This is a genomic window from Phytobacter sp. V69 (genome assembly GCF_965644215.1).
Taxonomy (GTDB): Bacteria; Pseudomonadota; Gammaproteobacteria; order Enterobacterales; family Enterobacteriaceae; genus Phytobacter.
Map to the genome: position 1 here is coordinate 1 of NZ_CBFFRL010000223.1, position 6,750 is coordinate 6,750.

4 protein-coding genes and 1 pseudogene are annotated in these 6,750 nt (G+C 51.1%); 4 read left to right on the plus strand and 1 reads right to left on the minus strand.

All coding sequences use genetic code 11. The features are described 5' to 3' along the window. Window positions 1-89 precede the first annotated feature (89 nt). A pseudogene (locus ACSZPU_RS21825) lies at window positions 90-923 on the plus strand (IS3 family transposase); the annotation flags it as partial. A 72-nt stretch (window positions 924-995) separates the two neighbouring features. On the opposite strand, the gene ACSZPU_RS21830 reads toward ACSZPU_RS21825, so the two are convergent. After that, window positions 996-1,622, minus strand: a complete 627-nt coding sequence (locus tag ACSZPU_RS21830) for a TetR/AcrR family transcriptional regulator (protein ID WP_499003067.1) — start codon at window positions 1,620-1,622, stop codon at window positions 996-998. Window positions 1,623-1,709: 87 nt separating this feature from the next. Here ACSZPU_RS21830 and ACSZPU_RS21835 point away from each other — a divergent pair, with 87 nt between their 5' ends. The 3 genes from ACSZPU_RS21835 to ACSZPU_RS21845 all read left to right on the plus strand — a co-directional run bounded on the left by ACSZPU_RS21835 (window position 1,710) and on the right by ACSZPU_RS21845 (window position 6,678). Beyond that, on the plus strand, window positions 1,710-2,831 hold the full coding sequence (locus tag ACSZPU_RS21835) for an efflux RND transporter periplasmic adaptor subunit (protein ID WP_499003068.1): 1,122 nt from the start codon (window positions 1,710-1,712) through the stop codon (window positions 2,829-2,831). Between the two features lie 9 nt (window positions 2,832-2,840). Further along, window positions 2,841-5,975 carry an efflux RND transporter permease subunit gene (locus tag ACSZPU_RS21840; RefSeq protein WP_499003069.1) on the plus strand — a complete coding sequence of 1,045 codons (3,135 nt, stop codon included), beginning with the start codon at window positions 2,841-2,843 and terminating at the stop codon, window positions 5,973-5,975. Window positions 5,976-6,078: 103 nt separating this feature from the next. Then, window positions 6,079-6,678 (plus strand): TetR/AcrR family transcriptional regulator, encoded by a 600-nt coding sequence (locus ACSZPU_RS21845; RefSeq protein ID WP_499003071.1) that lies wholly within the window; start codon window positions 6,079-6,081, stop codon window positions 6,676-6,678. Window positions 6,679-6,750: the final 72 nt, after the last annotated feature.

Here is a 6,750-nt window from a genome sequence, read left to right on the forward strand (position 1 = left end):
CTCATTGGTTCACCTGTAAGATGTTGAGGTGAGCATATCACCTCTACTCAGGTGGCCAAATTCAGTGTGCCACTACAGGAGGCCATGGCAAAAAAGTGGTGAAGCCATCGCAGCGAAAGCAGATGGCACAGGATGCGGTCAGAAGCCGGAGTGTCAGCATACGTTTTGCCTGTCAGTTGTTTGCCGTCAGCGAAAGTTGTTATCGCTATCAGCCTGAGTTGAATGAAGAAAATACCGCTATTGCCGACTGGCTGATCCGCATCACTGACAGTCAGCGCAGCTGGGGATTTGGTCTGTGCTTTTTGTATCTTCGTAACGTAAAAGGCTTTAAGTTCAACCACAAAAGGGTGTACCGGATTTACTGCGAGTTATCGCTGAACATGCGAATAAAACCCAAAAAACGACTGAAAAGGGATAAGCCTGAACCGCTTGCAGTGCCTGAATGCAGCAATGAATGCTGGTCGATGGACTTCATGCACGATCAACTGTCGGATGGTCGTTCAGTCCGGCTGCTGAATGTCATTGATGACTTTAACCGTGAAGCGCTGGCCATTGAGGTGGATTTTTCTCTGCCCGCCAGTCGGGTTGTCAGGGTACTGGAACAACTCATTGAGTGGAAAGGAAAGCCCACTGCAATCCGCTGTGATAATGGTCCGGAATATACCAGTAATACCCTGATATCATGGGCGATGAAGCAGGATATCAGGATTGAGTTCATTCAGCCGGGTAATCCGCAGCAAAATGCTTATATCGAGCGTTATAACCGGACAGTGCGTTATGACTGGCTGGGTCAGCATGTGTTTACATCACTGGATGAATTACAACACTATGCCACCGGGTGGCAATGGTTTTATAATCACGAACGGCCCAATATGGCACTGAATAGCTACACACCGATGCAGCATATTCAGCGAATGACCTGATTCTACTTATCACCTCCGTTAAAAATGGGGGGATTACCATGGTACTGACGAAGCCGTGTGGCAAAGCTGGACTCAGTATTCTCCAAATAAGCACTCAATAATCTCATTAACCATATTTATGAATAACTGCTTGTCCCACTCACTACCGAGTGCCCTTGTTGCGGCATGCTGCGATAGCCCACTGAACACCGATGCGATGACATCCATTCCTGTACGAATTCTATGCATATCCGCCTCCGAATTCGTCCGGGCCCTTTTAAGGAATTCTTCCTCTAATTTGGCGTGGATCCCATCGTGGGAAAGCTGAAGAACCTCAGCAACGCCCGGATTCCGTGATGCTTCGGCCGCAATTTCAAGCCACAATCCGTTGAATTCCGGGGACGTATGGATATCCACCATTCTCGCGGTGTGCCGTTTTAAACTGACCGCAATTCTTTCATCTGGTGGAGAGGCCGCTATCTCATTAATGAGCTCATAAAGCGAACTTTCCTGGTGAGATACCAGAGCTTCAACAATCGCTTCCTTATTGGCGAAGTGATAGTAGATATGTCCGGGACTCATGCCGGCAGCTTTGGAGATTTTGGCAATACTGCATCCATGAAAACCGAGTTCACGGAAACATTTTGCTGCTGCAACAATCACCTGCTTTCTTCTTTCTTTACTTTTAACGCCCGTTTCTAGGTCAGGCAAATCACTCATCTTCTTTTCCTGTCTCAATACTATTGCAAGATCTTTTTTAGTATGAATATACTAGAATAAATATTCAATCTACCAAGGGTTTTCATAATGTCAGTGCATTTTCAACCCGCCAGGCCTCTGCTGGCAATTTTAATCGTGGTATTGCTTGCCAGCTGTGACCGACCACCTGCTCCACCACAATCTTCAGTTCCTGAAGTCGGAATCGTAACACTTGCCACGACAAACGTCCCGCTGACCAGCGAACTTCCAGGCCGTACCGCTTCCTACCGTGTGGCAGAAGTCAGGCCACAGGTGGGTGGCATCCTTCAGAAACGTCTTTTTGAAGAGGGGAGTATGGTTCAGGCGGGACAAATATTGTACCAGATAGATCCTGCACCCTACCGGGCCACGCTGGCCAAAGCCGAGGCCAGTTTTGAGTCTGCCAGGCTGCTGGCGCAGCGATATGAAAGGCTGGTTAAAACCAGTGCCATCAGCCAGCAGGACAGAGATGACGCTCGATCAAGCTGGTTGCAGGCTAAGGCGGAGGTTGATTCTGCACGGATAGACCTTGGCTATACAAGTATTACTGCACCTATTTCAGGCCGCATTGGCCGTTCGTCGGTCACCCAGGGGGCTTTGTTGACGGCCAACCAGACAAATGCGCTGGCAACGATACAACAGCTTGATCCTATTTACGTTGATATCCCGCAATCATCCACATCGCTGTTAAAACTTCAGGATGAATTTGCTGCAGGCCATCTGAAGAAAGATAGCCAGCAGCAGACAGAGGTCAGGTTGATGCTGGACAGCGGCAGGGAATATCCGCACCCGGGACGCATCAGACTTTCGGAAGTTACCGTGGACGAGAGCACCGACTCGGTCATTATCCGGGCAGAGTTTCCAAATCCGGAGGGAAGATTACTGCCAGGTATGTTCGTCCGGGCGAAGCTACAGGAAGGAATACGGGAAAATTCGCTGCTGGTTCCACAACGGGGAATTTCGCGAGACTCGACCGGACAGGCTTCAGCCCTGACAGTCGGAAAGGATAACAAAGTCATTCGCAAACTGGTTATGACTGAGCGCGTGGTGGGTAATCAGTGGTTGGTCAGCGAGGGGCTGGAGAGTGGCGACCGCGTCATCGTTGACGGTACGCAGAATGCCCTCCCTGGCAATGAAGTCCGGATAGCATCCCCGGAAATGCAGAAGCAAGAAATTTCTCAGCCTCATTAAGGAGCTCTGATGTCACGCTTTTTTATTGACCGGCCGGTGCTTGCATGGGTTGTCGCCATCGTGATCATGCTCGCGGGGGCATTATCCATTATCAATTTACCCATTAACCAGTATCCGAATATTGCCGCACCCGCGATTGCGGTATCAGGCTCTTATCCCGGCGCCTCAGCTGATACTGTTCAGGATACCGTAGTCCAGGTGATAGAACAGCAGCTGAACGGGCTGGATAACTTACGCTACCTCAAATCAGAAAGTAACTCTGACGGATCGTTCACGATCACCGTGACCTTTAATCAGGGAACAGACCCCGATATCGCACAGGTTCAGGTACAGAACAAGTTATCCCTAGCAACGCCACTGATCCCTGATGAAGTGCAGCAGCAGGGTATTCGCGTGGCCAAATATCAGATCAACTTCCTGCTGCTTGCGGGTCTGATTTCTACTGACGGGCGCATGAGCAGTTTCGACCTAGGGGACTACATGGTTTCAAACATGCAGGATCCTCTGACTCGCGTGTCCGGTGTGGGGGATTTCACCATGCTGGGGGCCCAGTATGCGATGCGTATCTGGATGGATCCAGACAAACTGAATGGCTACAAACTGACGCCGTCAGATATCAGTTCAGCCATCCAGGCGCAGAACGTGCAAGTTTCCGCGGGACAGCTCGGTGGGCTGCCGGCGAAAAGTAATCTTGAGCTGAGTGCAACGGTCATCGGAAAAACAAGATTCACGAAAGCCGAACAGTTCGAAAACATCCTGCTGAAAGTCCAGCCTGATGGGGCGCGTGTTTTACTGAAGGATGTCGCGAAAGTTAGCTTGGGATCTGAGAGTTTTTCCATACAGTCTAAATACGGCAAAAATCTTCCCAGTACCGCTATCGCTTTACGTCTGGCAACGGGTGCCAATGCCCTGGATACCATCAATGCCGTGAAGGCAAAGCTCAAAGAACTGGAACCCGGACTGCCGGAGGGCGTTAAGATTGTCTACCCTTATGACACATCACCGGTGATCAGTTCCTCGATTGAGGGGGTTGTCCATACGCTTATCGAGGCCATCGTACTGGTCTTTATCGTGATGTTACTGTTCCTGCAAAACTGGCGTGCCACCCTTATCCCCACGCTGGCAATCCCGGTTGTCCTGCTGGGGACTTTCGGCATGATGGCGGCTTTTGGTTTTACCATAAACATCCTGACCATGTTTGGCCTGGTGCTGGCGATTGGCCTTCTTGTCGATGATGCCATTGTGGTTGTTGAGAACGTGGAGCGGCTTATGGAGGAGGAGAAGCTTTCCCCGTTAGAAGCCACCCGCAAATCGATGGAACAAATTTCCGGTGCGCTGGTTGGTATCGGACTGGTTCTGTCAGCCGTGTTCCTGCCGATGGCCTTCTTTGGCGGGTCGACCGGCGTTATTTACCGCCAGTTTTCCATCACGATAGTCTCTGCCATGGCGCTGTCGGTGATTGTTGCACTCATTTTTACGCCAGCCCTGTGTGCAACCATTCTGAAACCGTCCGCGCACGGGCATGTCAAGAAAGGTTTTTTTTACTGGTTCAACCGCAAGTTCGACAGTGGAACGGCACTCTATCGGAACGGCGTTGAGCGCACCCTCAGGGCCAGAAAACGGGCCATGCTCTTCTTTCTGGCCATCATTGCGCTGCTGGTTGCTTTGTTCCCGCAGCTACCGACATCTTTCCTGCCTGATGAGGACCAGGGCAATCTGTTTGTGCAGGTACAGATGCCGCCCAACAGCAGCGCAGAGCAGACCCAAAAAATACTGACGAAGGTTTCAGATTATTTTCTGGAACAGGAAAAAGACTTGGTTTCCAGCACCATGCTGGTTAACGGGTTTAATTTTGCCGGCCGGGGGCAGGGATCTGCGATGGTGTTTGTCGGACTCAAGCCCTGGAGTGAACGTAAGGGCAGCGTGTTTGAACTGGCCGGGCGGTCTATGGGGTATTTCTCCACCATTAAAGAAGGGACTGTGATTTCTTTTGCTCCTCCGGCCGTAATGGAACTGGGCAACGCGACCGGGTTTAACCTGTTCCTTCAGGACAACAGCGGGCGAGGACACGAAAAACTCATGGAAGCCCGTAATATGTTTCTGGGCATGGCGGCGCAAAACCCTGCGCTGCAGATGGTCCGGCCCAACGGGATGAACGATGAACCCCAGTATCAGATTCTGATTGATGATGAAAAGGTCCAGGCACTGAAACTGAGTTTGAGTGACGTTAATAATACCCTGTCAGCCGCATGGGGCTCTGCCTACGTCAACGATTTCAATGATCGCGGCCGCGTGAAGAAAGTCTATATCCAGGGGAATGAAGGTTCACGTATTTCCCCGGAGGATTTTAACAAATGGTATGTCCGTAACAGTGACGGTGAAATGGTGTCATTCTCCTCTTTTGCGAGCGGAAAGTGGATTTACGGATCTCCCAAACTGGAGCGTTATAACGGCATACCTGCTGTTGAGATCCTTGGACAGCCTGCGCCGGGATACAGCTCAGGTGATGCGATGAAGGCGGTTGAAGATATCGCGACCAGCCTTCCTTCTGGTGTGAATGTCGCCTGGACCGGGCTTTCCTTTGAAGAACGTCTGTCCGGCTCACAGGCGCCGGCCCTGTATGCCCTTTCACTGATCATTGTTTTTCTCTGTCTGGCGGGGCTGTATGAAAGCTGGAGCATTCCTTTCTCCGTGATGCTGGTCATTCCTCTGGGCGTAATTGGTGCTGTGGGTGCGACGCTTCTGAGGGGGCTGGGTAATGACGTATTTTTCCAGGTCGGTTTACTGACAACCATCGGACTGTCGGCCAAGAACGCCATACTGATAGTTGAGTTCGCCAGAGAGCTACACGAAAAAAACGGCATGCCCCTTGGTAAAGCAGCTCTTGAAGCGGCACGAGTGCGTCTGCGCCCTATTATCATGACGTCGCTGGCATTTATCGTGGGGGTTATTCCTCTTGCAATAGCATCCGGTGCCAGCTCAGGAAGTAAGCATGCCATTGGGACAGGTGTCGTTGGTGGCATGCTGACGGCAACGGTACTGGCGATATTCTATATCCCGCTATTCTACGTTCTTGTCGCAGGTTTTTTCAGTAAAAAACGAAAAGCAGATTCTATTACTGCCGGCGAAGACTCGGAGCACTGATATACAGTGGCCCACCGCTCTAAATGCCGGTGGGCCACTGCAATGCCTCTGGTTGCCAAAGCTCCTTACTTAGCGGCGCCAGGTTATCGATGGGGGAACATGTATGCGCAGAACTAGGCTGGAAGCGGAGCAAACCCGGCGGCAGATACTCGATGCTGCGGAGGAGTGTTTCCGGGAAAAAGGGATCATGCGTACAACCTTACAGGTGATCGCCGAGAGAGCCGGATGCACCCGGGGAGCCATTTACTGGCATTTCACTGAAAAACACGATCTGCTCCGGGAGGTTATAGAGCGGGCACCTTTTGTATTTTTTTCTGAAGCGGAGACAGTCATCCGCAGCACGATGCCGTTCTCCGGCCTGCGCCATTGCATGCTCAGAGGGCTGAAGGAAGTTCAGAAGAACAGGCATCTCAGAAATGCTATCGAACTGGCCGTTTTTGGCAGTGAATGTCCCCGGGAACTGTTGGGTGAAAACAGTGCTGAAAAACTACTGGCCCTGATCCACATTGCTGTTCTCAGAGGAAAGGCCTGCGGAGAGGTAAAATCTGATACCGAGGCTGAAACACTGACACCGCTGGTTTTCTATGTTTTTATCGGTGCGCTCAGAACTGGGACACTGAAGCCGGGAGATACCCTGCTGTTTCGCAAAGGTACAGATGCACTGAACCTTGTGTTTGATATGGTTCTTGAAAAAAAGGAGTGAACCGCCCCGGTTTTCCTGGAGAGTATTTTAGTTGGGAACTCAGGCTGCCAGATCCTTATTCCCGATGGAAGC

Bases quoted from the DNA above. Each gene is read 5' to 3' on its own strand.
- ACSZPU_RS21830 (WP_499003067.1), bottom strand. From the start codon at position 1,622: ATGAGTGATTTGCCTGACCTAGAAACGGGCGTTAAAAGTAAAGAAAGA.
- ACSZPU_RS21835 (WP_499003068.1), top strand. From the start codon at position 1,710: ATGTCAGTGCATTTTCAACCCGCCAGGCCTCTGCTGGCAATTTTAATC.
- ACSZPU_RS21840 (WP_499003069.1), top strand. From the start codon at position 2,841: ATGTCACGCTTTTTTATTGACCGGCCGGTGCTTGCATGGGTTGTCGCC.
- ACSZPU_RS21845 (WP_499003071.1), top strand. From the start codon at position 6,079: ATGCGCAGAACTAGGCTGGAAGCGGAGCAAACCCGGCGGCAGATACTC.